This is a genomic window from Vibrio sp. 10N.261.51.A4, assembly GCF_041471945.1.
Classification (GTDB): Bacteria; Pseudomonadota; Gammaproteobacteria; order Enterobacterales; family Vibrionaceae; genus Vibrio; species Vibrio crassostreae_C.
Map to the genome: position 1 here is coordinate 160439 of NZ_JBFRPJ010000001.1, position 25130 is coordinate 185568.

Genomic DNA, 25130 nt, shown 5'->3' on the forward strand with positions numbered 1-25130 from the left:
TCTGACTCTGAGTACCCCTACAAATAAAAATCTAAATATAAAAATTATAATCGGCAGCAAGGTATTGCTGCCGCAACAACTCAACTTAAGGAAAACAAAATGTCTATTACAGTTCTGCTGTCATTTTTGTTATTTACTGGGTTTGTAGTCGCGTTTACCTACAACAAAGTGAAAAATGACAAAAACACCTCACAAGATGGTTTCTTTCTTGGCGGAAGAAGCTTAACCGGTGGCTTAATTGCTAGCTCACTTATCTTAACGAACTTGAGCGCAACCAGTTTCGTGGGCATGAGTGCGCAGTCTTACACCCACAACATGAGTGTAATGGGGTGGGAAGTGGCTTCTGGTGTCACTTTGGTGATCATCGCTTTGATGTTAGTTCCTCGTTATTTAAAACAAGGTATCACCACCATTCCTGATTTTTTAGAGAGCCGCTACGACATGTCGGTGAAGAAGTTTGTGACGTTACTTTTCTTGTGCCAATACGTGATCAACATTTTGCCTACCACACTTTACGCGGGCGCCGTTGTTTTGGGTGAAATCTTCGATGTTCAGGCTCTGCTTAATTTTTCAGAGTTTAGCTCAATCGCACTGATTTCGGCGACAATTGGTTTACTTGGCTTCTTTTACGCGATTTATGGCGGCCTAAAGGCGGTTGTGATTGCAGATACCATTAATGGCGTAGGCTTGATTGTTGGCGGCATGATGATCCCTGTATTTGGTTTAATGGTATTGGGCGAGGGGAGTTTCGGTGCTGGCTTAGATATTCTGCTTTATGCTGCGCCAGAGAAGCTTCAATCTGTGGGTACAGAAAGCGACCCACTGCCGTTCTCAACATTGTTCACAGGTCTGCTTTTGGTGAACTTGTATTACTGGGGTACTGACCAATCCATCATTCAACGCGCATTAGGTGCTAAGAACCTGAAAGAAGGACAGAAAGGGGTCATCCTTGCTGGTGCGATTAAGGTTATCTCTCCCCTGTTCTTGATCATTCCAGGCATCATCGCTTTCCACATGTTTGGTGCTGATGCGGGTAACCCAGATACCATGTACACCCGTTTAGTGAATGAAGTTTTGCCTAAGCCGCTGGTGGGTTTCTTCGTTGCGGTGATGTTTGGTGCGATTTTGAGTACCTTTAATGGTGTGTTGAACAGCTCAACGACTCTGTTTGCATTGAACGTGTATAAGCCGCTATTTGGACAAGGTAAAACCGATGAAGAGCTAGTGGGTAAAGGACGTATTTTTGGTGTCGTGATTGCGATTATCTCGGTATGTATCGCACCATTCATCATGTATGCGCCAGAAGGCCTTTTCCAATACCTACAAATGGTGGCGGGGTTCTTCAGTGTGCCAATCTTCACTATCGTGTTTGTCGGCTATGTATCTAAACGTGTTCCAGCTATAGCGGCAAAAGTGGCGTTGGTGGTGTTTGTAAGTTCTTACGCAGCAATGCAGTTAGTGTTTAAAACACCGATTCACTTCCTGCATCAATTAGCGATTCTGTTCGTGGTATGTACTGCGTTGATGTTCATTATTGGTTACTTTATGCCGCGTGAGTCTGAGTACGTGATGCCAGTCAATGAGAATATTGATGTGACACCTTGGGAGTTCCGTTTCGAGGCTTCGGCTATCATTCTCTACATGGTATTAGGTGCTTACGTGATGTTCTCTGATGTGGGCTTTGTCTCTGATGATCCAACCATCATGCAGGTTTACGGTGTGTGCGGCATTGTGATGCTGTTTGGTATTGCAGCACGCTTAGCAAAGCGTAAGAAAGCACTTGCGACCGCGTAGGTGAGTTCGATTCATTAAAAACGAAAACGCCGCTCCTTGAAAATAGGAGCGGCGTTTTTCGATCTTGTGAAGATAAATGGAAGGCTAAAAAGTCTAAAAAGAGAATCGAGTCCATTTCTTAGCTCGCCAGCGATAGGCCATGATGATTCCACGGAACCACTCGTCCATCGCGATTGCCATCCAAGCCCCCAATACGCCATAACCCCAATGCACGCCAAGCAAATAGCTCATGGCAACCCCAATGCCCCACATGCTGAGAATACCCATTTTGATCGGGAATTTAATGTCGCCAGCAGCCTTTAGACAAGAGATAAAGATCAGGTTAAATACTCGGCCAGCTTCAAGAATGATGGAACCTGCAATCAGTGCCGCCGTTAGCGCAATGATCTCTGGATCTTGCGTGAACAGATCGAGAATTTCGAACCGGAACACATAAACCATGCAGGTAATCGCGGTTGACGCGATAAAGCCAACCACAAAGTAGCGTTGCACGCGCTTGGTGATCTCGTCGATCCAACCCTTACCAATGTAATAGCCTGTTTGGATTTGGCTGCCTTGACCAATTGCCAGTGCAAACGCAAAAGAGAGACGAGCGATGTTTTGTGCGTAAGTAAACGCAGCCAGTGAAGAGGTGCCCATCTGCACGACAAAGAAGGTAATGCTGATCTGAGCCATGTTATAAGAGAGCACTTCTCCAGCGTTCATCGAGCCGATCTTCATGATTTTTTGATAGATGGCTTTCGGCACAGATTTAAACTGCTTCACTGGTAGATAAATCCCTTTGCTTTTGACCACACCAATCAAGATCAACATCCCTATCACTTGGCTAATGACGGTCGCGGTCGCAACCCCTTGCACGCCGTATACAGGCAAACCAAAAGGTTGATATAAAGCGCAGTAGTTACCGAATACGTTGATAACGCCAGCAATCATGTTGATCACCATCGGTGATTTTGAATAGCCATGACTGCGCAAAATAGTGGTGAGAACCACACCTATGGTTACATTGAAGGTGAGAGCACCACTGATGAACAGGTATTCTTGCGCATACTGTTCGACTTGAGGTTCGAGTTGATAAAGCGGGATAAAATATTCAGCAACAAGAACGGCAATCACACTCAGTAGCACACCGGCAATAATGGCCAGAATGATACTTGCTACACCCACGTGAGCGCTCTCTTGAGTGCGGGAGGCACCGTTGTACTGCGCGATTAGAATACCCGTACCACTGCTGACCATGGTCGAGACAATGATCAGGAAAAAGGATATCTGAGAAATAACACCAACGGCAGACACGGCTTTGTCCGAGTATCCCGATAACATGAATACATCACTGGTGTTGAGTGCGGTTCTTAAAAGAACTTCGATAAAAATTGGCCAGGTGAGCGCAACGATTCCCATACGTTTGTTTAGGGTGGAATCAGCATTAGGCATTTAGGTTTTCTCAAAAAAGGGGTAGGCGACGCTATAGTTTAGCTATTATTTAGTAAACGACTATCAAATTAATGTCCGGAAGGCTAATAAGGATAAATAAAATTCGAATAAGTCTTCAGAATTCAATATTTCAGTGAGGGTGATGAAATTTTTGAATGGGATTTCATAGCAAGAGCACTCTTTGCTTTTTGTGAGTAAAAGCTTGCCTGTGTTAGCTGAGTACAACGAACAGAGTAAAAGGATCATGGTAGGCCAAATGGTCTAAGTGCTTGTTTTTCGCTTACGTTACTTCAGATATAAAAAAGGCACTCAGCGAGAAACTGAGTGCCAAAGTCTGAAATTTATGAGGTTAGATTTTCATTGAATTTCAGAAGACAGGTATAGGTTTTTACTTACTCTGCGTCAGTAAAGAAATCGTTGTATAACATGTATAGGTGGGCAGCACTCCAAGAGAAGTTTGGAGCACCTTGTTGTTCACCGTTTAGCGGGTTGTAGTTCTCACGGATAGGACCGTCTTGTACCAAGCCATCGGCGTGGTCGAAGAATGCGCCTGCCATTTCAATCGCATCGTCACGGTAGCCGTAGCTGTCCATACCTTTTAGGCCGAAGTAGAACTGGTCTACCCATACACGTCCACGCCAGTAAATATCTGGGCCAAATGCTGGGCTAGAAAGCGCTGCTGTGCCCAGTGGAACGTAGGTGTTGAACTCTGAGGTATCTTTCATCACAGAGACCACGGCATCAGCGTGAGCTTGTGTTGCTGCACCGTTGAACAGTGGTGACCAACCCTCAGGGCCTTTACCACGCTCGACAATCGGTTTGCCTGCGCAGCCATTGGCTAAAGGCTTGTCTTCAATACGAATGTCATAGAAGAAGTTAGTGCCTTCGTCGAACATACAGGTGTTGATGTAGTTCGATAGGTGCTCTGCTTTTTCACGGAACTCTTTCGCTTCTGCGTCTTTACCTAGAATGTCAGCCATTTCTGCTAGGTACTTGTTATCGCTGTACATGTAGCTTGCTTGGTCAACGGACTCTTGCAGCAATGAATAGCCAAGCAAAGTGCCGTCTTCAGCGCGGTTTTGAGCGAATTCAACATCCCAATCACTGCGCTTGCCACCGTTAGCAACGTACGCGTCTAGCTGGTCTTTATCGATGAAACCGAAGGCTGCTGCATCATCACGACCTGATTCCCAAGACGCAGCGGTTTGAGCTGGGCTCTCGATGTAATCGTAGTTGCCTTCTGCTACCACTTTATCCAGTTCAGCTTGGCCTACGACTGTTTCGTGTTTATCGCCACGAACCACGGTGAAGTACATTTCACCTTCAGGTGTGTTGTGTGCTTTGTCGCGTGCTGCGCCGTATTCTGGAACACCGTTGCCGTTGTTATCACGGTTGCGTAGCCACCAGTCGTGGTAAGCCACTAGCTTTGGATACATCTCTTCTAGCCAAGCTTCATCGCTGGTGGTCTTGTAGACTTCCATCACGGCCCATGCAGCTAGGCTTGGTTTGGTATTACGTTCGTTCCAGTTACCGCCGTCGCCGCCACGTTCTGGGCTTAGGTTGTAAGCCAATAGATCTGGCACGTAACCTTCATCCCAAGGGCGAACAGGATCGTCAGCCTGAATTTGGTAAGCGAACATCGCGCGGATGTTATCTTTCGCTACATCTGGGTTGAAGTGAGCCATTGCGTAGGCTTGCTTCCATGTGTCCCAAGGCCAAGTTTGGTTGCCCGAGAACCAACGCGCCGTCACGGATGGTGTCACAGAGTCAAACTCCATCGCACCTGCAGCGCCACGCCAGTTACCGTTTAGGGTTTCCATCGCTTTAACCGCAACACGCTCTTGCTCTGGTGTCGCGTTCGGGTTGGTTAAACCCATCTCAAGATAGCCTTCCCAGCGTTCTGCTGATGCCGCTAAGAAGTCGGTAGGGTTTGCCATGATCTTTTTGATTTCTGGCTGTTCCGCTTGCGCTTCTTCTGCTGTTAGAACATGCGAGTAAGTCGTGTAGATGGTGGTCGATGCTTCAATGTTTGCCGTTGAAGTAAACGCTAAACCATCGACTGTGGTTTGTGTTGGAATCGACTTGTGAACTTGGTACTCAGACTCACCAGAAGTCAGTAGATCCCAAGTTGAACGCACCTTACCAAAGGTTACTTTTAGGCCATCGTCAGTTGCGACGATTTGACGGTCATACTCAGGGTACGTCTCGGCAATGGTTTTGTCGGTTTGCGCGACGCCTTCTTTGGCGTGGGTCTTTTCTAGTAGTTCACCATCCCACACTAATTCAACCGGCGAGTCAGTGGTGATTTTAGTTTCTAGTAGAGAGGTACGGTTTGAAGCAAAACGCATCGTCATTTCTACAGTCACATCGTCAGATTTTAGTGTCTGAACCAATGCGCCCGGTAGGCTGTAAGCTTCCATAGTGAAAGCCACTTTTTTGCCATCTTTGAACACGCTTAGGCGGTCGAAGTTATCAGCCATGAAGTTGATGTATTCTTCGGTAAGCAGTGCTGTACCTGGGAATCCGCCCATGCCTTCTGCACTGTCTGGCAGTAGGTGACCGTGCCATGCGCCTAGGTCGAAGAATGGGTTAAAGCGTTGGTGGTCATCGAAGTCGTAATCTCGCATGTATTCTGGCGAGCCAGTACGGTCGATAACGTTCTTAAACTCGTTGGCTTGCAGTTGCTCAGCATCAGAACTTGAGCCAGAGATGGAATTTGATGCACAACCAGTAACGACAAGGGCTGCACCGATAGCGAGAGCTGCGAATGATTTATTCAGTTTCATGATCAATTCCTGTTATTACCAGTAGAAGTATTGCATTGCGAACACCTGAGCGTCGCCGATTTCAGTGTCGCTGCCTACGCCAAAGCGGCTATCGAAAGCTGTCGCAAATGTGCCGTTGCCGTATTCGTACCAAACGCCCGCGTTGATGTAAGAGGTGATCTCTTTGTCGCCGTTGTCACCATCAAAGTTTGCGTAGTTGTAGGCTGCTGAAAGGTAAACGCCCTGAGCCGCTTCGTACCAAGCACTGGTTTGAATACCGGATTCGCTGCCAAATGATTCTTGGTTGCCTTTATCTGTGTCGTGCCAAATACGAGTCGCAAAGTTTTTGTATTCAGCACCCAATAGCAATAGTTCACCGCCATCGTTGTTACGCACTTCACCACCACCCATTAGGGTTAAGTCGTCGGTCAGTTCGTATTGGAGGTAACCGTTGACCATGGCGTTCTTATCTTTCCATTGGTCTGCAAAGTTGTCGTATTTACCGAAGTGAATGAGAGCATCGTCTTCAGAGAAGTCAGACTCTGGCGCGAATGAAACACTGTAGCGAAGTTTGCCTTCTAGGTTTTGAATCTTCACACCAACGTGAACATCACGGGTGTTTGAGATTGCGTAGCCGTACTCGACTGTTGGGTCACCCCACCATTGAACGTCATCCAGTGACGAGTCCATACGACCGACAATAAATTCTGTTTTTTCGTCGGTGCGGTAGCCAGCGTAAAAGCGGTTAAAACCACCTTCGAAGCCGCCCCAACCGTGGCCTGTCGCCCAAGCATTACCTTCGTCATCGGCCTGTACTGTCCAGCCTTCCATGTAAGCTAAACCAAACCAATTGCCATGCTCGATAGCTAAACCCGCTTCAATGTAAGTGCCGTCTGCGTAGCGGCCCTTATCATCACCTTCTAGTGCCACGTGACCACCAAGGCCAAGCTCACCATAAAAGTTAAATAGGGTTTCAGTTTCTGTTTTAGGAGGCTGAGTATCACTGTGGTTTGCTGCGGACTCTTCCGCGTGGGCAGTGGTACTTAGGGCAGCAAGAATACAGCTTGTAATAAGAGTGGTTTTAGTAAAACTACTTTTCATTTTAATCACTTCTGTGTCGGGTTATAAATGAAGGTTCGCAAGCAGTTCTGACTTCTAATATGGGGTGCTCTTCAAGGCGTATTGGTCAGGTTACTTACGATCGCAAAACCGATATTAATGATAATTTTGATGTTTAAAATTAATTAAGTTTAAAAGTGTGATCTGTTTTTAGTAAATATTTACTTTGTTTTTATTTTGACTTTCAGTTGAATTTGCAGAGGTATGGCTAGGGTTGTAAGTATTCGGGAGGTGAATTGTTTGATGGGTGGTTAGATTGTTGGTTCGAATGTTTTGATTCTTGAATGGCTTTGATTTAATCGAGATGGTTAGTGGAAATGTACCGACAAATAAAAAGGCACTCACCAAATGTGAGTGCCTGAAGTTTAAGTCAGAGTGCCCGAAGTTTAAATCAGAGTGCAGGGTAAACTAAGCGTTCGCCGGTTCAGGTTTTGCTTCTAGTTTTTTCTCTTCTGGAGATAAGCTTTTTTCATATTTTCCGTACTTCCACCACGCGTAGCCAAGGAAGATAACAATCCCGCCCACGTTGTAGAAGATGATGGTCATGATGTCAGCACCTGTTGGGAAGGTTGACGCAAAGAAGCCAACAGTGAAAATGCCGATCAGAATCGAGACCACGGTAATGCCTGTCATACGTGAGCCCATTCTGAAATCACGAGGTAAGTGATCCAACTTCAAACGTAAATTAAGGTACGCGATCATGATGAATAGCGGTGGCAACATCGATGCTGCAGCTGTCATGTTGATAATGGTACTCATCAGATCTTGAACCGTATCGGACGCCAGTGTCGGAATGAACATCAGTGGAATCACAATCAAGAACTGAATCCAAGCCGCACGCTCTGGAACGACTTGTTTGTTTAGAGCGACCGTTTTCTCACCGAAGATACCTTTAGGGATTTCAGAGAAGAAAATCTTAACCGGTGTTGCTGTCCACATCAGCAGAGAGCCCAGCATCGCCGTGAATGAAACCACACCAACGAAACGGTTCATCAAGATTTCAGACAGGCCAAAGTGTCTTGCTAGCCCTTCAAATACCTGAACTGAGCCGCCTGTGAATTTAAGCTCTTCACGCGAAACAAACACGTTTGCTAACACAGATCCTACCGAGTAAAGCGCACCGATGAAGATACCGGCAATGATGATGACTTTAACGAAAGACTTGTGACCGCCTTTGATGTCGTTAACGTAAACCGCGACCGATTCTGCACCGCCTGCCGCCATGAAGATCCAAGTGATTACGCCAAGGAATGCCCAGTTGAAGCTTGGTGTCATGGCTTCAATGGTGATTGGGTCAGCTGGCTCGATACCGCCTACCAAAGCACCGCCAGATAGCAAGATGTAAGACATCGTTAGCAGCAGCATCAGTGATGATGTTAGTGAGGTGATAGGGCCCAGTAATTTCGCACCGTTATTCGAGATATGAGTCGCGACCGCAAACAAAATAGTACTTAGAATTGCGGTGGTCATTGGCGTGAATATGTACTCAAAACCTAAGAACGCATACGACGCGTAAGCGATGATTCTAGGGAGCAGAGAGGTGAAGAAGAACAGGTTAACAAACCAGTAGGTGTAAGCTGAAATAAACGCCCAGCGGCCGCCTAGAGAGCTTTTAACCCAAGAGTAAACACCCGCTTCAGAGTCTTTATTCAGTGACACAAACTCTGCAACGATCAAACAAAATGGCACAAAGTAAAAGATGGTTGCTAGAAAGAACATCGGAGCCGAGGAAAGGCCGATCTCGATGTTGTTATTAATGATGTTATTGAAGCTGTATACCGCCGCGAAGGTCATAGACAGTAGGGCAAATTTGCCTATCGTACTGCGTTTATTTTCGGACATGATGTTCTCCGGTGAATCACGTTGATGATCGTTATAACTTGGTCCTAGAGAGGGAAGCTCTAGGCCGCACTTTTATTGTTATGTTGGTTTGGCAAACACCCGCTTTGTTTTGTCAGGGTTGGCTCATTGTTGTTTTTATAGATTTACGATCGGACTTCTTTGGGATTTTTTTCTTTGGTATTTCAGTAAAATTATTACCAAAACAAAGAGTTAAAGATTAAGAAGTTCATTTAAGAGATTGCTTGTTTCATGAGCGACGATTTATAAGGCGTGTAGGGGCTTTTTTGTCGCTTTCTTTATATGAATCAGTTTGTCTCTTCAGCAAGAAGGTTAAAGATTAAGCGGCGGGAAGTTAATCGAAATTGATCAAATATGTGACCTTGAGTAAATAAATTTAGTTAATGTTTTACCTTGGTTTTTATTTGAGTTTTATTACCTATTAATTGGTGTTTTTCGTGAACTGAAACCTTGACGGAACGCCGTTTTTATTTTTGGGGTTTTTATTTTAATTATCTGATTTAAAACAAAAAAAGCGCCAATTAAGGCGCTTTTAACTAGATGTATAGATTCTGGATTACGACTGCTTAGCCGTTTCTAGCTTTGCTTCTTTACCTGCTTGCTTCTTTTCAAAGCGAGAGATCCACCACCATGCGATACCAGAGAATACCGCTGTCATGAAGACGTTGATGAAGAAGGCTTGAACAAGGTCAACACCTGTCGGGAATGCCGATGCTGTCATGCTCACAATGAAGATACCAATCAGTACCGATACTACTGCCATACCTTGAACTCGAGTACCCATGCGGAAATCACGCGGTGTGTCGTCGTGTTTCAAGCGGAATACAAAGTAGGCCACCATGATGAAGATTGGCGGTAGCATTGCGGTACCTGCTGTTAGATTGATTGCTGTATTCATCATGTCTTGTACAGATTCAGAGCCGAAGCCGTTCACCACAAGCATCACGAATACAAACGCGAACTGCCACCAAGCTGCACGTACTGGCACACCGTGTTCGTTAAGCTCTGTTGTCTTCTCGCCGTAAACACCTTTAGGAATTTCAGAGAAGTGAATTTTTACTGGAGCTGCTGTCCACATCATCATCGAACCGAACATAGCAACGAATAGGATAATACCGACGAAGCGACCCGTTAGAGATTGTGAAATGTCGAAGTAGTTCGCCATACCTGTGAAGATTTCAACCATGCCGCCAGCGTAGGTCAGTTCATCACGAGCAACGAATACGTTTACTAGAAGAGAGCCCACTGCGTACATTGCGCCGATTACGATACCTGCACAAATGATAACCTTGATGAAAGACTTGTGACCGCCCTTAACATCGTTTAGGTAAGCGGCTGCGGTTTCTGCACCACCGGCTGCTTGGAAGATCCAACACATGATACCTAGCGTTGCCCAGTTGATGGTCGGTGTCATTGCTTCAAGCGTGATTGGTTCTACTGGCTCATGGTTGCCGCCCAGTGCCATTAGTGCACCGATAACGTAGATTGCAAACAGAGCGAATACACCGTAGGCCACGATCTCGGCAATCTTACCTAGCCAGCTCGCGCCTTTGGTTGAGATGTGAGTTGCTGCAGCAAACAGAGCAATCGAGATAGCCGATGTGACGACTGGCGAGAAGGCGTATTCATAGCCCAACATCGCGTAAGACGCATAGGCGATTACGTTTGGTAGCAGGGATACAAACCAGAAAAGGTTTACGAACCAGTATAGGAAGGAACCTAGGTAGGCTGCTTTTGAGCCTAGTGGTTTTTTTAGCCAGTCATACATGCCTGACTCAGAATTTTTATTTGCTGATACGAATTCAGCAATGATGAACACGAACGGAATGAAGTAAATAAGGGTCGCGAGCAAAAAGATAGGGGCTGAACTCAATCCCAATTCGATGTTGTTGTTTACAATGTTGCGAACGTTAAATACCGCTGCAAATGTCATGGAGAGTAGGGCAAATTTGCCTAACTTACCGCGTACAGATTCAGACATAGTGTCCTCCGAGGAATCACGTAATTATAGTCGTTATTTCTCAATGCTTCCTTGTAGGGAGGAAGCATTGAGGCTTTGTTCAGCATGTTGGAGCCTTGAACGGCAAGGCTCGATACATACTGTGAATAGATAGCGTTATTGTTTATTTATTGAGGAAGTAACCGTCTTCAATGGTCACTTTCAGTACCACTTTTCGAACTCGGTTATCACCGTGGAAACGGTAAGCCTGATTGTTGTCAAAGATCGCCACTTGGCCTTCAGCTAGCTCACGAGTTTCACCGTTCCCCATTAGGTGTTCGCGGTCGGTTTCATCGCTATAAGCTTGGATCTGCTCTAGCTCTGATTTCGCTGCGAATTCAACCGTTTCACGGCCTTCTAGGTAGTAGTGCACGTCGAAGTAACGACGATTACCGGTGAAGTTTTCTGTGTTACGAGCCACACCGTCTTCAATCATGTAAGCCAGTGAATCACCAATTGAATACATCACGCCATCTTTGATGTTTCCGATGTTTTCAATCGCTTCTACACAGCGTTGCCATTTACGACCATCGCGGTAGACGACTTTAAATTGTTCTAAGTTCTCTAAAACGATCATCGCTTATGCCTCGTTCAGTTGTGGTTGAGCTTTTGGTGCATTCACCGTAAAAAACTCATCGCCAAAGTTGTGATTGATTAGGTGCTGCGCATCGCAATCGCCTGCTTGGAATGGAATCAGAGTTAAACCGTAGCGGAACTCGTCCATGTAAACGCGGTAAGAATCGAGCACTTCGCTGCCCCAAGAGTTAGAGCCTAAGCCCATCACTTGGTGATCTAGGTTTAACGTGATGTAACCGCTTTTCTCTAGCTCAATGGTGTGTTGTGCTTGGTGCAGGTTTTGGTTGGTGTAGAACCATGCGCTGAAGTTGATTTCTTGCTGTGGTTTTACTGCAATACCATTACCCGCGCGGCTTGAAAGCGCAGCCCAACGAACGTGTTGGCGGTTGCCGTTGTTCTGTGGGAACGGGTAGTTCTCGAACATGTCTGCAACGGTTGATTGGTACACATCAATCATGTTGGCTTGCTTGCTGTCTTGGTAGTTCTCTTCAGGGCCGCGTCCGTAATATTGGACTTGGTCGAAGTCGCCGTTGATGCCCATATCAAAACCAATCACAGGAATTACATGAGGGTACTCACCGTAACGTTCGCCGCTTAGCTCAACGTTCAATTGGCCTTCAGCATTAACTTGGTAGCGATATTCACAACGCATGCCGAAATCGAATACTGGTGGAGCAATGATGCTGGTGGTGGTGATCTCTACCTTGCCATTTACCTGTTCAACGTTAACGCATTCAAGGTCAATGCTACGGAAGTGCTCCTGCATGATCTGTAGGTGTGCAGGTTCCCAGTAACCATCGTGCTCTTGCTTATGGTTATCGATCATTGGCTTGAAGAAGTTCAGCTTAGGCTCAGACTTAATCAGTTCCTCACCATTGACTAACCATGACGTCAGTTTGCCGTTCACTTTCGAGAAGTTCAGAGCAAAGTTGTGACCTTTGATTAGATAGGCTAAGCGAGATTCTTCAACATTCAGTACTGTCGCATTGTTGTTGGTGAAGGCTTCAAGTTGTGCTGTGTTCTCTTTCACTTGGAACTGATAAACCGCGATGTCGTGGTTCGCTTCGCTGTATGAAGTACGAGAATCCTTACGAACCGTAAAGTTCACAAACACTTCACGCTCATCAAGCTGTGGCAAGTTTAGAGTCAGTTCACGGCTAGAGTTTTCAGCCAGCTCTTCAACCTTGATGTGTTGCACGGCAATGGTTTCACCCTCAGCGCGGACTTCCGCAGTGATGGTGTAGTCATTGATGTTTGAGAACCAAAGCTTGTTGTCTACCGTGAAGGTGCCGGTTTGTGCATCGAAATCGCGAAGCTTCACTGGGGCAATCACTTGCTTGTACTCTTTCAAGCCAGGGCCTGGCGTTTGGTCTGGGTAGATCAGGCCATCCATGCAGAAGTTGTAGTTGTTCGGATAGTCACCGTAGTCACCGCCGTATTTGTAGAATTCTGTGCCTGCTTCATCACGCGCTAGAATGCCGTGGTCACACCATTCCCAAACATAGTGACCTTGAATTGCGTCATGCTTGTAGAACACGTTTTGGTATTCAGTTAAACCACCCGGGCCGTTACCCATTGCGTGTGCGTATTCGCAGATGATGCGTGGTTTTTCGTGTGGGAATTCACCGAAGGCATTCATCAGTTGAGCACGTGAGTACATGGTTGAAATGATGTCGACTACTTCAGCATCACGGTCTTCTTCATAATGAACCAGACGCGTGTCATCAATTGCTTTTGCTGCATCGTACATAGAGCGGATGTTGCAACCGTAACCAGACTCGTTACCTAGCGACCACATGATGATAGAAGGGTGGTTCTTTTGAGCGTGGATATGACGTTCGATACGTTCAACAAACACCGCTTCCCATGCTGCATCGTTAGTGATGCGGCTTAGGTCGCCAACGTTAGCAAAGCCGTGAGTTTCGACATCGGTTTCACCCATCACGAACAGGCCGTAGATGTCACACAGTTCGTAGAAACGTGGGTCATTCGGGTAGTGCGCAGTACGTACTGAGTTGATGTTGTGTTGCTTCATCAACACCAAGTCTTTCTCAACGCGATCCATGCCCACAGCACGACCTTTCAGGTGGTCGTTGTCGTGACGGTTTACACCATGCAGCATCACGTATTTGTTGTTGATGTAGAACAGACCATCGCGAACTTTAATGTCTCGGAAACCAACGCGCTGTGGAATCACTTCTAGCACTTCGCCGTCTGTGTCTTTTAGCGTCAGCAACAGTTGGTAAAGGTATGGGTTTTCAGCATTCCATTGAACAGGGTTCACGACATCGATAGAGAATTGAGTGTTCGCATTGCCGCCAGTCTGTTGGTTAGGAACAGTTAAGTTATCTACTGAGCCTTGGGAGATAACTTGGCTGCCATCAAGCAATGCGTACTCAAGAGTTGCGTTAGTCGCTGCTGCTAGGTTTTCTAGAGCAACGTTGCACGAAAGGGTCGCGCTTTGGTAAGCGTTGTCAAAATCAGTACGAACCATTAGGTCTTGAACGTGAAGTTGTTCTTTACCAACAAGGTAAACATCACGGAAGATGCCGCCTGTCCACCACATGTCTTGGTCTTCAATGTAGGTGGAGTCTGCCCACTGCATCACGCGAATAGAAAGTAGGTTGTTGCCCGCTTTTACGTGGCTAGAGATATCGAATTCAGCGGTTAGGCGGCTGCCCTTGCTGAAACCAACGTACTCACCATTTACGTAAACTTCGAAGTAGGTCTCTACGCCATCGAATTTAATAATGGTTTGTTTCTCGTTCCAGCTGTCGCCAAGGAAGAACGAACGTTGGTATGCGCCGGTTGGGTTGTCTGATGGTACGAAAGGCACATCAATTGGGAATGGGAAACCTTCATCTGTGTATTGAAGATCGCCGTGGCCTTCCATCTGCCACATGTTTGGAACCGTGATGTTACCCCAGTCGCTCATTTCCTGAGAATAGAACTCTTCAGGGACCAATAGCGGATTGGTGAAATAGCTGAAATTCCATTGGCCACTCAATAGTTGGAAGTGGCTGCTCAGTTCACGCTGAAACGTTTTTGCGTTTTTTTCTGATGCGTACGAGAAGAAGTATGCACGCGGTGCCATACGGTTCTCATGTAAGTTCAGGAAGTTTTCCCAGTTGTTCACGTTGCCTCTCTCTCGGTCTGAATGCAGTTTGCTGACCGACGTTCTTATGCGTAATTGGGTCGTAGTGAATACGAGTATTTTTGGATTGAGGTAATTATTAGTAAAAGTTTTACTAAATGAAAATGGTGAAAACGTTTTACTTTAACTTCATCACGTTTTTTATGGTCTTTTTACGGTGCTGTGTGATCCACTTAAAAGAATGCTATTGGCTGATTTATGTAGCAGATTAAAGAGGGGGATACGTGGAGATTGATGTATGTGACGGGCACAAAAAAGGCCACCTTCAACAAAGGTAGCCTTTATTTATCTACTTGATATATTTAATTATTTTGTTGTATCGCGCAGCTTGAGTTTGCTTGGTACATAGACACGTAGTGGGATGGTTCGGCCGTCGCGTACTTTCTCAATCAGCAGATTAACGCCTTGAATTCCCATCAATTCAGAGTGAATACGAACAGTTGATAAAGATGGGAAGGTAAATTTAGCTGTTGGGATGTCGTTTACACTGATCAGCGCAATATCTTCAGGGATGTTTAATCCGTGCTCATGAACTGCTCGTAAAACGCCAATTGCGATGGAATCTGACGCAATAAACATGGCTTTAGGGTAGTCGCCCGTCGCGAGCATCTGTTTTGCAAGCTTGTAACCTGATGAGCTAGAGAAGTCACCACGGTAGATGTCTTGCTCACTGACAACGTTCTTGAGGCCACCATATTCAGCAAAAGCGACTTCACGAATATCAGGGGTATTGACGTCGTCTTGGCCACCAATAAAGCCGATGCGCTCATAGCCTTGGTTGATAAAGAAGTTGGTGATCTCTTTGCTGATCAAAGCCAGGTCGATATCGACAGAGTCATAAGGTTCTGAGTGATCGGTAAAATCGACATAACAGATATTATCGCTCAGCTTTTTAGCTTGCTCGATAACCTCTGGTGTCATTCTACCCACCAACAAAACACCTGTGATTGGTGCTGAATTGATCTGTATTTTACTTTCATAACAGTTGGTTAGCTTAACTTCCATCTTTTCACATTGGGTTTCAATCCCGTGGCGAATCGATAGATAGTAAGGGTCGTTAACTTCCGCTTCTTGCTTGTAGTTATACAGTGCTAGGAAGTGATGGTTTTGTTTTTTACTGCTAACGGTTTTTCGTGAGCTGCTGGTTTTGTATTCCAACTTCTCTGCAATTTCAAAGATACGCCTTTTGGTCTCTTCCTTGACGCTTAATGTTGGATCTTCATTGAGAACCCTTGAAACTGTAGCCAATGATACATTCGCTTCAGTCGCGATATCTTTTAACGTTGCCATACTCACTTCCTGTTATTGGAACATTGCGCTGCTTTGAAATTGGTATTTAGTAAAAAAGCAATGCACCTCTTTATTCTACAGACCTATTGTAATCAAACTGGACGTCATTGCATTAACTTTTAGTAAAATAAATGCTCAACTCATCTGTGATGTCTCAAATCTAACTATCTATAATTATCTTATTAAAATTCAATAAATTAGAGGTTAACAGCTATACATTTCCTCTATGTCATTAGCAGTACCAATGATGAAAGTTAGTGTAAACGTTTACACTTCGTGGTTTTGATCACAGAATTATAGTCAAAATGGCTGCTACTATTTCTGACATACGGTGCTACTGAGCTGAATGTCAGTTCGAGTTAGCCCACGAATGACGACAAAGAGAGGTTGATTGTGAAAGTACTGGTTACGGGCGGCATGGGTTACATCGGAAGTCATACATGCATTCAAATGATACAGGCAGGTATGGAGCCGATCATTGTTGATAACCTTTGCAACAGCAAAGAGCTAGTGCTGAAACGAATCGAATCGTTAACTGGCAAGCGACCAACGTTTTATCTTGGCGACATTCGTGACCAATCTTTTCTAGATAGCGTGTTTTCAGAAAACGATATCCAAGCCGTGATTCACTTTGCTGGCCTGAAAGCGGTAGGGGAGTCGGTGGCTAAGCCTTTGGAGTACTACGATAACAACGTTAATGGTTCACTAGTGTTAGCTCGAAGCATGAAGAAAGCGGGCGTGAAAAGCATCGTATTTAGTTCTTCGGCTACCGTTTACGGTGATCCAGAAGTAGTGCCGATTACTGAAACTTCACCAACTGGCGCGACAACTAACCCTTATGGTCGCAGCAAATATATGGTGGAAGAGTGCTTGAGCGATCTGTTCAACGCGGAGAACGACTGGAGCGTCACTTTACTGCGTTACTTCAACCCAGTTGGCGCCCATCCATCGGGCACTATGGGTGAAGACCCACAAGGTATCCCAAACAATCTGATGCCGTTTATTGCTCAAGTAGCGGTAGGTCGTCGCGACAAATTGGCTGTTTTTGGAAACGATTACCCAACAGTCGATGGCACAGGCGTTCGCGACTATATTCATGTTATGGATTTAGCGGACGGACACGTAGCCGCATTGAAAGCGGTTGGCGAGAAGGCGGGTTTACACATTTACAACCTAGGTACGGGCAAAGGCTCAAGTGTACTCGAGATGGTTGAAGCCTTCGCACAAGCATCGGGCAAACCGGTTCCTTATGAACTTTGCCCACGCCGCGCAGGTGACATTGCCGAATGTTGGGCAAGCACTGAAAAAGCAGAGCGCGAGCTTGGCTGGAAGGCGACGCGTAGCGTGATGGAGATGACAGCGGATACGTGGAATTGGCAGTCGAATAACCCACAAGGTTACTAAAGAACTTTTAAGTTATTGAAAAAAGAGAGATTCCAGATATCTCGTACCTCGATTCTGGAATGACGGATGAGCATAAGGATATGAAGCGATAGCCGTTGTATCACTAGCACATGAGATTACACGTCATTCCCTACAGCGAGGTACGAGCGTGATAGGGAATCTCCTTGTAGAAGAATTATTCATCTTGGTGAATTGACCAAGACACAAAATTTGAGAGCAATCTAAACATGTCAAAAGTTGAATTTAACCCAGTAGACCATCCGCACCGTCGTTATAACCCATTAACGGGTCAGTGGATCTTAGTATCACCGCACCGAGCAAAGCGTCCTTGGAGTGGCCAAGATGAAAAACCATCGACTGCGCAGCTTCCTGCGTATGAGAAAGAGTGTTTCTTGTGCCCAACCAATACGCGTATTTCGGGCGATGAAAACCCAGATTACGACGGCACTTATGTATTCAGTAATGATTTCGCGGCGTTGATGCCTGACTCACCTGATGCTCCAGAGTCTGATAACCCTCTATTCAAGACTCAAGGTGTACGTGGGTTGAGCCGCGTGATCTGTTTCTCTCCGGACCACAGCAAAACGCTGCCGGAGCTTCCGGTAAACAAGATCCGTGGTGTTATCGATACCTGGAATGAACAGATTGAAGAGCTAGGTAAAGACTACCTGTGGGTTCAAGCGTTTGAAAACAAAGGTGAGACCATGGGCTGCTCTCAGCCACACCCACACGGTCAAATCTGGGCAAACAGCTTTTTACCCAACGAGATTGAACGCAAAGAAAAACTACTAAAAGAGTACTTCGAACAACAAGGTTCTAATCTTTTAGTGGATTACGTTGAAGCTGAAATGAAAGACGGCTCTCGTACTGTGGTTGAAACCGAACATTGGATTGCTGTGGTGCCTTACTGGGCAGCGTGGCCATTTGAAACCATGTTGCTGCCAAAAACACACATCCGCCGTATGAGTGAACTGACTGACGAGCAGCGTGATGATTTAGCGCTTGCGATTAAGAAGCTGACGAGCCGTTACGACAACTTGTTCCAATGCTCATTCCCTTACTCAATGGGCTGGCACTATGCGCCGTTCTTCGAAGAAGGTACTGACATCGACCATTGGCAGCTACATGCGTTGTTCTACCCGCCACTGTTGCGCAGTGCTTCGGTTCGTAAATTCATGGTCGGCTACGAAATGTTGGCTGAGTCTCAGCGTGATTTAACCGCAGAACAAGCGGCACAACGTCTTCGTGATTTGAGTGACGTTCACTACAAAGAGCAGGAATAGCCTGTTTCGTAGATAACGAGCGAGATTCCTGATATCTCGTCCCTCGATTCTGGAATGACGGCAGATGAAAAGCCCATAAGTTTAAGAGCTTAGAAGCTTAAAAGTTTAGTCGCTGATGTTGTCATTCCCTACCGTGAGCGACGAACGATATAGGGAATCTAAAAGAATTAAAGTGGTGCCGTGAAGGGGCCATAACCAATTGAACAAAGAGTTTAACCAGAGAGTTTACTTATGTCTGACCTAATCCAAAACGTGAAAGCATCTTTTGAGCAAGTCCTTTGTTACCAAGCGACTCATATTATCCAAGCACCAGGTCGTGTGAACCTGATCGGCGAGCACACTGACTACAACGATGGTTTTGTTCTACCGTGTGCCATTAACTACCAAACGGTAGTCGCCGCGGCTAAGCGTGACGACAACATTGTTCGCGTAGTATCAGTGGACTACGGTAATGCAGTCGATGAGTTCGATTTAACTCAAGAGATCACATTCCAACAAGACAAGATGTGGGCTAACTACATTCGTGGTGTGGTGAAGTGCTTAAAAGGTCGCGGCTTTGAATTTACAGGTGCAGACATCTCTGTAACGGGTAACGTGCCTCAAGGTGCAGGTTTAAGTTCTTCTGCGGCACTGGAAGTGGTGATTGGTCAAACATTCAAGGTGCTTTATAACCTAGAGATCAGCCAAGCCGAAGTGGCGCTAAATGGTCAGCAGGCCGAAAACGAATTTGTGGGCTGTAACTGCGGCATCATGGACCAAATGATCTCTGCAGAAGGTCGTGCAAACCACGCGATGCTTTTGGATTGTCGTAGCTTAGAAACTCAAGCGGTTTCAATGCCAGAAGATATGGCTGTGGTTATCATCAACTCAAACAAGAAACGCGGCTTAGTCGACAGCGAATACAACACACGTCGTGAACAGTGTGAAGAAGCGGCGCGCATCTTTGGTGTTCCGGCACTTCGTGATGTGACCATTGAGCAGTTCAAAGCGAAAGAGTCTGAGTTAGATGAAATGGTCGCGAAACGTGCTCGTCACGTGATTACTGAAAATGACCGTACTGTTGAAGCGGCTCAAGCTCTGCGCACTCATGATATGAAACGCATGGGTGAGTTGATGGCTGAATCGCATGCATCAATGCGTGATGATTTTGAAATCACGGTGAAAGAAATCGATACGCTGGTTGATATGGTCAAAGAAGTGATCGGTGAGCAAGGTGGCGTGCGTATGACTGGCGGTGGTTTCGGTGGTTGTATTGTGGCATTGGTTCCACCTGCATTGGTTGATGAAATCAAAACAACCGTTGAGCAGAAATATCAAGCGGCGACGGGTCTAAAAGAATCTATTTATGTGTGCCAAGCGAAAGACGGAGCAGGCTTAGTTGAAGTAATCTAACGGCTTCGAGACTTAATATAGAGCTTACCAACTAAAAAGATCATGGTAGGCCAAATGCTAAAGCCTTTACTTCAGGTAGAGGCTTTTTACTGGCACTAGAAGGAATTTAGAATGACACAAGAGCAAAACCTGCATCAATCCATGACGCAGACTCCTGCCTATGATGGCCAACCCGCTCAGTTAGTGACGCTATCAAATACGCATGGCATGCAAGTGACATTCATGGATATTGGTGCAACATGGTTGAGCTGTATCCTGCCAGTAAAAGGAAACAAAAGAGAAGTTTTGTTGGGTGTTAACTCAATGGAGAACTTCGATAAACAAGCCAGCTATATGGGCACAACCGTTGGCCGTTATGCTAACCGCATTGCTAATGGTCGTTTCAAAATTGATGGTCAGAATTACAAGCTGGAAACCAACCAAGCGGGCAATACCTTACATGGTGGCCCGAACGGATTTGATAAACGCCGTTGGAATATTGCCGAGCAAACCGAAACGTCAGTGGTGTTCAGTCTAGAGTCTGCTGATGGCGACCAAGGATTCCCGGGGAATTTGAATGTGTCGGTACGTTATGACATCACCGAAGACAATCGAGTTTCCATTAATTACTCTGCAACCACAGACAAGCCGACTGTAGTCAACCTAACGAATCATGCGTACTTCAATCTACTTGGCGCTGAAGCTGGACACGATTGTTTGTCACACATTGTCAGTATCAATGCTAATCAGTTCTTACCGACCAATTCGGTGGGTATTCCGTTAGGTAACCTTAAATCAGTGAAATCGACCAGCTTTGACTTCAATCAGCCTATGATGATCTCAGAGCGTTTGTTGGGCGATGAACAGCAGAAAGCAGCAAAGGGTTACGACCACTCTTTCTTATTGGCTGATGGCTGCAAACGCACTCAATGCGCCGCGACCGTAACCTCACCGGATGCGCTCGTCACACTAAAAGTATTTTCAACCAAACCTGCGATGCAGCTATACACCGGAAACTGGCTTGGTGGCACACCAAACCGAAGTGGTGGCAGCTATGAAGACTACGCTGGTTTGGCGCTAGAAACCCAGTTCTTACCTGACTCTCCTAACCACCCAGAGTGGAAGCAGGACAGTTGTATTCTCAAGCCTGAACAAGAATATAACTACAGTACCTGTTACCAGTTTGAATTTTCGGGGGATTCTTCAAACTAGTACGCTCTAGCTCAAAGCGGTTACGTCAATATTTTTTGTTTGTGAATAGGACGATGTGAATTATCGCGTTGTTCTTGGGGGATGAGCAAAAGTGGCGCTCAACAAGAGTGCGGTTTATTAAGCGCGATTGTTGAGTATCTGAGTAAGGTAGGAAAGCCCTAACAGAAGCGATTCTGTTAGGGCTTTTTTTTGTTTATTGCTTGATGAGTCGACCAGAACCTAGACTTTCTCTACCGAATTACGGCGTACCAGAGTTGGAGAGAACATCATTGGTTCAGTTGAGGTGTTTTCACCTTTGGCTAAGTGCAACGCGAGTCGTGTCGCTTTCTCTGCCATCATCTGAATCGGGTAGCGAATAGTGGTGAGCTTTGGATGAACATAGCGGGCAATCAAACCATCATCGAAACCGATGATCGACATTTTGTCTGGCGCTTGAATACCGTTTTCATCAAGGACAGACAAAGCACCAGCTGCCATGTAATCGTTGTACGCCACAATGCCAGTGATTGGCAGTGACTTAGTCAGAAGGTTAGTCATGGCGTATTCGCCACCGTCACTGGTCGGCGCTGAGTATTCAATATAGCTGTCAGAGAGCGCTATTTTGTAATCTGAGAGTGCCGCTAAGTAACCTTGGATACGCTCATCGGCATCTTCAATGCTATGCGATGAGGCGATACAGGCAATGTTCTTATGGCCATGGCGGATCAGATATTCCGTCGCAAGATACGCACCTTTTTTGTTGTCTAAGAAAATACAGTGGTTGGCAATCTCAGCAATATAACGGTTGATCAGTACTAAGCCTTTGACCTCTTTTGCATAGGCAATCAGTTCTTCGTCGGTGAGGCCTTTAGAGTGGATCACCAGGGCGTCACAACGGCTGTTAATCAGCAATTCAATCGCTTGTCTCTCTTCTTCACGATCGTGCGAGCCATTACCGACAAGGATATGTTTTCCGTTCTCACGAGCGACATTGTCGACAGCCTTAACCAGCGTGCCAAAAAAGGGATCGGAGATGTCACCGACCAATACACCAACAGTGTTCGTGCTTTGGCTTACCAGCGCTCGAGCATTGGCATTCGGTCGATAGCCAAGTTTAGACATCGCTTTAGTTACAGATTCTACCGAGCTTGCACTCGCCTTGGGAGACTTGTTGATCACTCGAGATACGGTTGCAACAGAAACACCAGCTTCCTTTGCTACATCTTTAATTGTTGCCATTTTTAACCTCTATACATTGCTTCATCTATTTAACACCGACAATGATAGTAAGGCAACGAAACTCTCATTTTACTTCCAGTAATGAGATCTTTACCGCTTGTAATTATTAGGCTTAATGCTAGTGTAAACATTTACATTTTACTTAATTTTAGTAAATGATTTAATGAGTGAAAATAAACCAATATAGGAAGTGAGAAATGGATACTGTCTCTTATGGTGACTTTGCTAAGTTAGAAATGCGTGTGGGTAAGATCATTGAGGTTGTGCGTCATGAAAACGCCGACAAGCTTTACATAGTGCAAGTGGATGTTGGTGACAAGACACTGCAAACGGTGACCAGCCTAGTCCCTTACTACACAGAAGAAGAGTTGATGGGTAAGCAGGTTGTTGTTTTGTGCAATCTAGCGAAGGCGAAGATGAGAGGCCACACTTCTGAGTGCATGTTGCTTTGTGCAGAAACGGAAGATGAATCTGAAAGTGTATTGCTAACACCTGAACGTGCGATGCCAGCAGGTATTCGTGTCGTTTAAGCTCACTTTAGGTTGGTGAGTCAATGTGTTCACCAACCTAAATCAACTAGCTGCGTACAGTTAGTATCAAGCCATCAATCACACTGTGATGGTGATCGGAAACCCCAGCAAGGTTGCCGTATTTAGGCTGGTGGCGATCATTTTCTAATGGGTGATGCCAACCTTGTGTGTGTTTAACGAAGTGCGCCGCAAAGCTTTCAGACACCTCTAAACATCCTGCTAATACAGTATCGACGTAGGTTTGAACGATAGGGCTGTTTTCGCAAGGTGCTTCAATCTCGTCTTTGATGTAAACCCAGATCGGTTGATCCTGTTTGAATTCATCTTGGCTTTCTATCTGAGAGGCCTTTAATTCGATACGGTGATAACCACGCTCACGGCGATCAAACTCAGCCAGTGCAATATCATCCACCTCAAGCAACACACCATTCACTTGTCCTTCGCCGAGATTGACGATCAAAGGGGATAAGACATAGCTGTCATCGATCTTGCTCCAATGGCGAATCAAACCATGAACAATCGCAGGGATCGCTTGCCCTGTCTGACCGGTAAGCTGACGTGAAGATGAGTTGATTAAACTGCCATAACCAAAAATATACATCGCATTCCTTGTCTGAGTTGTTCCATTTAAGTCTAGTCTTACTATATGTGGCGAGATACCAAAAGTCAGTAAGTTTCTATTTATACATGTATATGTCCTTATGACTCTTTTGGTTGTGTTTTTTTGACTTATTTATTGGCTATTGAATCTCGTGAGTCGCTGTTTTTACTGGTTTTATCTAATTGGCGCGTTTCATGCAATGTGATCTGCATATTGCATCGGATTTGATGCACACAAAATTTGGTTTAGGTAATACCTTGGCCGCTTATCTGAGAATTAGGAGCGAGTTTGTTAAATATCACAGATAAAAGTGTAGAAGACGCGATTCCAGCCTACCTGCGTTTAGGCTTTCGACCTTTCTTCTTTTTAGGCAGTCTCTATGCAGTGATCGCGATTGTCGCTTGGGTCATCATGTTCCAAAACGGTCAGCCTGAGATTTTAAAAGTTCCCGCACTGTGGTGGCACGTGCATGAGATGCTGTTTGGTTTCTCAATGGCGATAGTGGTCGGTTTTGTGTTAACGGCAGTACAAACGTGGACGGGTGTCAATGGCACCAAGCATTATCGATTAGCTGCGCTAGTCGGTTTGTGGCTCGCACCTCGTATTCTGTTTTGGACACCCGCTCCGTTATGGCTGATCTCGTCGGTTGAGGCGCTGTTCTTAATCTTCGCCGCCTACGAAATTGGTTTCCGAGTCGTGAAGTCGAAAGGCTGGAAGAATCTATTCTTTGTGCCACTGTTTATATTGGCTATCGTGGCGAACTTTGCTAGTTACGCGACCATTAAGGGGATGCCTCCATTCCCATCGTCTGCAGTTTGGCAGGCTATGTTGTGGTGGTTTACCTTGCTGTTATCAGTGATGGGTGGGCGAGTGCTCCCATTCTTTACAGCGCGTCGTTTTGATTTCGAAAAAGCGCAGCCCTTGGTTTGGTTGGAATGGTTAGCCAATCTACCTTTGGTTGGCTTATTTGTGTTGAGCTTCTTCCCATTGACCTTTGCTCAAGTCGGCAATGAGTTGATGGTATTTGCAGGTGTGACACAGTTGGTGCGCTTTATCCGCTGGAAGCCTTGGACAACACTATCAGAACCCTTGGTGTGGTCGCTGCATGCGGCTTACCTATGTATCCCTCTCAGCTTGCTGTTACGCGGTTTGCTAGATAACCCGTTCGCGAGCCATAACATGCTGCACCTGTTTGCGATTGGCGGTTTGAGTGGGTTAATTCTGGCGATGATCACGCGCGTGACAATGGGACATACTGGCCGTGCTATCTATAAAGGGCCAAGTATGGCTTTGGCGTTCTCGGCTATATTTATCGCGGCACTCGTTCGTAGTTTAGGTGTGACATTCTTCCCGGCGTATTTATTTGAGATGGTCAATATCAGCGCGGGTTTATGGACGTTAGCGTTCGGTCTATTTATCTGGAAATTTGGGATGATGCTGTTAACGCCAAGAGTGGATGGTCACCCGGGCTAAGCCAATTAGTTATCTATTGATATAGATAGGGAAGCTCAGAGCTTCCC

The 25130-nt window shown here is 45.8% G+C and carries 17 protein-coding genes; 7 read left to right on the forward strand and 10 right to left on the reverse strand.

Annotation, left to right across the window (positions count from 1 at the left end; all coding sequences use genetic code 11):
- Positions 1-99: 99 nt before the first annotated feature.
- A complete protein-coding gene (locus AB4384_RS00675) occupies positions 100-1794 on the forward strand; it encodes a solute:sodium symporter family transporter (RefSeq protein ID WP_372128702.1) in 1695 nt (564 codons plus the stop codon).
- 93 nt (positions 1795-1887) lie between these two features.
- Here AB4384_RS00675 and AB4384_RS00680 read toward each other — a convergent pair whose 3' ends face one another.
- From AB4384_RS00680 to ebgR, 8 genes are all read right to left on the reverse strand, one after another.
- A complete protein-coding gene (locus tag AB4384_RS00680; protein ID WP_102393203.1) occupies positions 1888-3228 on the reverse strand; it encodes an MATE family efflux transporter in 1341 nt (446 codons plus the stop codon).
- Between the two features lie 392 nt (positions 3229-3620).
- Positions 3621-6014 carry an alpha-glucosidase gene (gene ygjK / locus AB4384_RS00685; RefSeq protein WP_372128704.1) on the reverse strand — a complete coding sequence of 798 codons (2394 nt, stop codon included), beginning with the start codon at positions 6012-6014 and terminating at the stop codon, positions 3621-3623.
- A gap of 15 nt (positions 6015-6029) precedes the next feature.
- Entirely contained in the window at positions 6030-7094 is a 1065-nt protein-coding gene (gene ygjJ / locus AB4384_RS00690) for a protein YgjJ (RefSeq protein ID WP_171732484.1), read from the reverse strand.
- Positions 7095-7520: 426 nt separating this feature from the next.
- Positions 7521-8954: an amino acid permease gene (locus AB4384_RS00695; RefSeq protein WP_372128706.1), complete on the reverse strand. Its 1434-nt coding sequence runs from the start codon at positions 8952-8954 to the stop codon at positions 7521-7523.
- A gap of 574 nt (positions 8955-9528) precedes the next feature.
- Complete coding sequence (locus AB4384_RS00700; RefSeq protein ID WP_372128708.1) at positions 9529-10953, reverse strand: amino acid permease; 1425 nt, start codon at positions 10951-10953, stop codon at positions 9529-9531.
- Between the two features lie 142 nt (positions 10954-11095).
- A complete protein-coding gene (locus AB4384_RS00705) occupies positions 11096-11548 on the reverse strand; it encodes a beta-galactosidase subunit beta (protein WP_017066026.1) in 453 nt (150 codons plus the stop codon).
- 3 nt (positions 11549-11551) lie between these two features.
- The gene (gene ebgA, locus AB4384_RS00710; RefSeq protein ID WP_372128709.1) at positions 11552-14683 is read right to left on the reverse strand and encodes a beta-galactosidase subunit alpha; all 3132 of its coding nucleotides are present in this window, start codon (positions 14681-14683) and stop codon (positions 11552-11554) included.
- 324 nt (positions 14684-15007) lie between these two features.
- The gene (gene ebgR / locus AB4384_RS00715; RefSeq protein WP_017069515.1) at positions 15008-15991 is read right to left on the reverse strand and encodes a transcriptional regulator EbgR; all 984 of its coding nucleotides are present in this window, start codon (positions 15989-15991) and stop codon (positions 15008-15010) included.
- Between the two features lie 393 nt (positions 15992-16384).
- Here ebgR and galE point away from each other — a divergent pair, with 393 nt between their 5' ends.
- The 4 genes from galE (at position 16385) to galM (ending at position 21261) form a co-directional block, all read left to right on the forward strand.
- A complete protein-coding gene (gene galE, locus AB4384_RS00720; protein ID WP_372128712.1) occupies positions 16385-17395 on the forward strand; it encodes a UDP-glucose 4-epimerase GalE in 1011 nt (336 codons plus the stop codon).
- 227 nt (positions 17396-17622) lie between these two features.
- Positions 17623-18678 carry a UDP-glucose--hexose-1-phosphate uridylyltransferase gene (locus tag AB4384_RS00725; protein WP_017060800.1) on the forward strand — a complete coding sequence of 352 codons (1056 nt, stop codon included), beginning with the start codon at positions 17623-17625 and terminating at the stop codon, positions 18676-18678.
- Positions 18679-18909: 231 nt separating this feature from the next.
- Entirely contained in the window at positions 18910-20070 is a 1161-nt protein-coding gene (galK, locus tag AB4384_RS00730) for a galactokinase (protein WP_372128713.1), read from the forward strand.
- Positions 20071-20181: 111 nt separating this feature from the next.
- Complete coding sequence (gene galM, locus AB4384_RS00735) at positions 20182-21261, forward strand: galactose-1-epimerase (protein WP_248366597.1); 1080 nt, start codon at positions 20182-20184, stop codon at positions 21259-21261.
- A 219-nt stretch (positions 21262-21480) separates the two neighbouring features.
- Here galM and AB4384_RS00740 read toward each other — a convergent pair whose 3' ends face one another.
- The gene (locus AB4384_RS00740; protein WP_017066816.1) at positions 21481-22479 is read right to left on the reverse strand and encodes a substrate-binding domain-containing protein; all 999 of its coding nucleotides are present in this window, start codon (positions 22477-22479) and stop codon (positions 21481-21483) included.
- Between the two features lie 197 nt (positions 22480-22676).
- On the opposite strand from AB4384_RS00740, the gene AB4384_RS00745 reads away from it, so the two are divergent.
- Entirely contained in the window at positions 22677-23009 is a 333-nt protein-coding gene (locus AB4384_RS00745) for a tRNA-binding protein (protein ID WP_017060796.1), read from the forward strand.
- Between the two features lie 46 nt (positions 23010-23055).
- Here the strand turns inward: AB4384_RS00745 and AB4384_RS00750 are convergent, their stop codons facing one another.
- Complete coding sequence (locus AB4384_RS00750) at positions 23056-23610, reverse strand: gamma-glutamylcyclotransferase family protein (protein WP_017060795.1); 555 nt, start codon at positions 23608-23610, stop codon at positions 23056-23058.
- 288 nt (positions 23611-23898) lie between these two features.
- Here AB4384_RS00750 and AB4384_RS00755 point away from each other — a divergent pair, with 288 nt between their 5' ends.
- On the forward strand, positions 23899-25083 hold the full coding sequence (locus AB4384_RS00755) for an NnrS family protein (RefSeq protein WP_136973734.1): 1185 nt from the start codon (positions 23899-23901) through the stop codon (positions 25081-25083).
- Positions 25084-25130 lie beyond the last annotated feature (47 nt).

Excerpts from the sequence above, each read along its gene's own strand:
- AB4384_RS00675 (WP_372128702.1), top strand. The coding sequence starts at position 100 with ATGTCTATTACAGTTCTGCTGTCATTTTTGTTATTTACTGGGTTTGTA.
- AB4384_RS00680 (WP_102393203.1), bottom strand. The coding sequence starts at position 3,228 with ATGCCTAATGCTGATTCCACCCTAAACAAACGTATGGGAATCGTTGCG.
- ygjK (WP_372128704.1), bottom strand. The coding sequence starts at position 6,014 with ATGAAACTGAATAAATCATTCGCAGCTCTCGCTATCGGTGCAGCCCTT.
- ygjJ (WP_171732484.1), bottom strand. The coding sequence starts at position 7,094 with ATGAAAAGTAGTTTTACTAAAACCACTCTTATTACAAGCTGTATTCTT.
- AB4384_RS00695 (WP_372128706.1), bottom strand. The coding sequence starts at position 8,954 with ATGTCCGAAAATAAACGCAGTACGATAGGCAAATTTGCCCTACTGTCT.
- AB4384_RS00700 (WP_372128708.1), bottom strand. The coding sequence starts at position 10,953 with ATGTCTGAATCTGTACGCGGTAAGTTAGGCAAATTTGCCCTACTCTCC.
- AB4384_RS00705 (WP_017066026.1), bottom strand. The coding sequence starts at position 11,548 with ATGATCGTTTTAGAGAACTTAGAACAATTTAAAGTCGTCTACCGCGAT.
- ebgR (WP_017069515.1), bottom strand. The coding sequence starts at position 15,991 with ATGGCAACGTTAAAAGATATCGCGACTGAAGCGAATGTATCATTGGCT.
- AB4384_RS00725 (WP_017060800.1), top strand. The coding sequence starts at position 17,623 with ATGTCAAAAGTTGAATTTAACCCAGTAGACCATCCGCACCGTCGTTAT.
- galK (WP_372128713.1), top strand. The coding sequence starts at position 18,910 with ATGTCTGACCTAATCCAAAACGTGAAAGCATCTTTTGAGCAAGTCCTT.
- galM (WP_248366597.1), top strand. The coding sequence starts at position 20,182 with ATGACACAAGAGCAAAACCTGCATCAATCCATGACGCAGACTCCTGCC.
- AB4384_RS00740 (WP_017066816.1), bottom strand. The coding sequence starts at position 22,479 with ATGGCAACAATTAAAGATGTAGCAAAGGAAGCTGGTGTTTCTGTTGCA.
- AB4384_RS00745 (WP_017060796.1), top strand. The coding sequence starts at position 22,677 with ATGGATACTGTCTCTTATGGTGACTTTGCTAAGTTAGAAATGCGTGTG.
- AB4384_RS00750 (WP_017060795.1), bottom strand. The coding sequence starts at position 23,610 with ATGTATATTTTTGGTTATGGCAGTTTAATCAACTCATCTTCACGTCAG.